This is a genomic window from Peptidiphaga sp., assembly GCF_057238965.1.
The window spans coordinates 13606-15793 of sequence record NZ_DBHHEV010000059.1; the positions used below are offsets into that span (position 1 = coordinate 13606).

A 2188-nucleotide genomic window follows, 5' to 3' on the forward strand; every position below is an offset into this window, starting at 1 on the left:
CATTGTCGGGCCAGACAATTGGAATCTCCTGCAGACGGGCCGGCGGTTCCGCGCAGGGACGAATTTCGAAGGCGGGCCGCCCGCTCTCGAGGGCGCCAGCCGCTTTTGGCGGAACTTGCGAGTTGGGGCGGATTCCGCGCGCTTCGGCGAAACTCACACATCGCTCCCACGTCGCGAGGCCTTGCGAAGGCCGACGAGCACTACACTGGTGGAGACTGTTCGACAAAGGAGCACTGTGCCCGCATCCCTTCCCAGCGAGATCGCCCCCGCTTCGACGGCGCCGTCGCGCATCCGCAATTTCTGCATCATCGCCCACATCGACCACGGCAAGTCGACGCTGGCCGACAGGATGCTCCAGCTGACGGGAATCGTCGACGAGCGCGTCATGCGAGACCAGTACCTCGACCGCATGGACATCGAGCGCGAGCGGGGGATCACGATCAAGTCCCAGGCGGTCCGCCTGCCGTGGACCGTCGACGGCGAAGCCTATGCCTTGAACATGATCGACACTCCCGGGCACGTCGACTTCTCCTACGAGGTCAACCGCTCGCTCGCCGCGTGCGAGGGGGCGATCCTCCTCGTCGACGCGACCCAGGGAATCGAGGCGCAGACCCTCGCCAACCTGTACATGGCGCTCGACAACGACCTCGCGATCATTCCCGTGCTGAACAAGATCGATCTCCCATCGGCCCAGCCCGAGAAGTACGCGGAGGAGCTCGCCTCGCTCATCGGCGTCGACCCCGGCGAATGCCTTGCCGTGTCGGGGAAGACCGGCTTGGGCGTGGCCGATCTGCTCAACAGGATCGTCGCCGAGGTTCCAGCGCCCGAGGGCGAGGCTGGCGGCCCGACCCGCGCAATGATCTTCGATTCCGTCTACGACACCTATCGCGGCGTCGTCACCTACATCCGCGTCAAGGACGGCAGGCTCGCCCCGCGTGAGCGCATCCAGATGATGTCGACGGGCGCGACGCACGAGCTCCTCGAGATCGGCGTCATTTCGCCGGAGCCCACGCCGACCGACGGCCTGGCCGCGGGCGAGGTCGGCTACCTCATCACGGGCGTCAAAGACGTGCGCCAATCCCGGGTGGGCGATACCGTGACCGCCGCCAAATCTCCGGCGGAGAAGCCGCTTGACGGCTACCAGGACCCCAAGCCCATGGTGTTCTCCGGCGTCTATCCGATCGACGGATCGGACTATCCGGATCTGCGAGACGCTTTGGACAAGCTCAAGCTGAACGACGCCGCCCTGTCGTACGAGCCAGAGAACTCGGTGGCCCTCGGCTTCGGCTTCCGATGCGGGTTCCTGGGGCTGCTGCATTTGGAGATCGTCCGGGAGCGCGTGGAGCGCGAATTCGGGATCGACATCATCGCCACGGCGCCGTCGGTTGTTTACCGGGTGGCGACCGAGGGCGGCGAGGAGGTCGTCGTGACGAACCCTTCGGAGTTCCCCGAGGGGAAGATCAAGCAGATCTTCGAGCCGACGGTGCGGGCCACCGTGCTCACGCCCTCGGACTACACGGGGACGATCATGGAGCTCTGCCAGCAGCGGCGCGGCACGATGCTGGGCATGGACTACCTGTCCTCCGAGCGGGTCGAGCTCCACTACATCCTTCCCCTCGCCGAGACCGTCACCGATTTCTTCGACCAGCTCAAGAGCAGGACGAAGGGATACGCCTCCCTCGACTACGACATGGCCGAGGATCAGGAGGCCGATCTCGTCAAGGTCGATGTGCTGCTCAACCACGAGGTCGTCGACGCCTTCTCGGCGATCGTCCACAAGGACAAGGCGTACTCCTACGGACTCGAGATGACGAAGAAGCTCAAAGAGCTCATTCCCCGCCAGCAGTTCGAAATTCCCGTTCAGGCCGCCGTCGGCAGCCGTATCATCGCCCGGGAGACGATCAGGGCGATGCGCAAGGACGTTTTGGCAAAGTGCTACGGCGGCGACATCACCCGCAAGCGCAAACTTTTGGAAAAGCAGAAAGAGGGAAAGAAGCGGATGAAGTCGATCGGCCGCGTCGACGTGCCGCAGGAGGCCTTCGTGGCCGCGCTCACCTCGGACGCTCCGAAGAAATGAGGGCGGCCTGTGCCGTCCTGCTGGGCCGTTTCCCCGGGGAAGGCGGAATGGGCCGACTGCCGCGGACCGGAGAATGTCAGTTCGGACGAGAAGACGCTTGTCGGACTAGAC

At 64.7% G+C, this 2188-nt stretch carries 1 protein-coding gene; it reads left to right on the forward strand.

Annotated features, from left to right (window positions below; all coding sequences use genetic code 11):
• The first annotated feature begins 235 nt into the window (after positions 1–235).
• The gene (lepA, locus tag ACO48X_RS07830; protein WP_485001525.1) at positions 236–2077 is read left to right on the forward strand and encodes a translation elongation factor 4; all 1842 of its coding nucleotides are present in this window, start codon (positions 236–238) and stop codon (positions 2075–2077) included.
• Positions 2078–2188 lie beyond the last annotated feature (111 nt).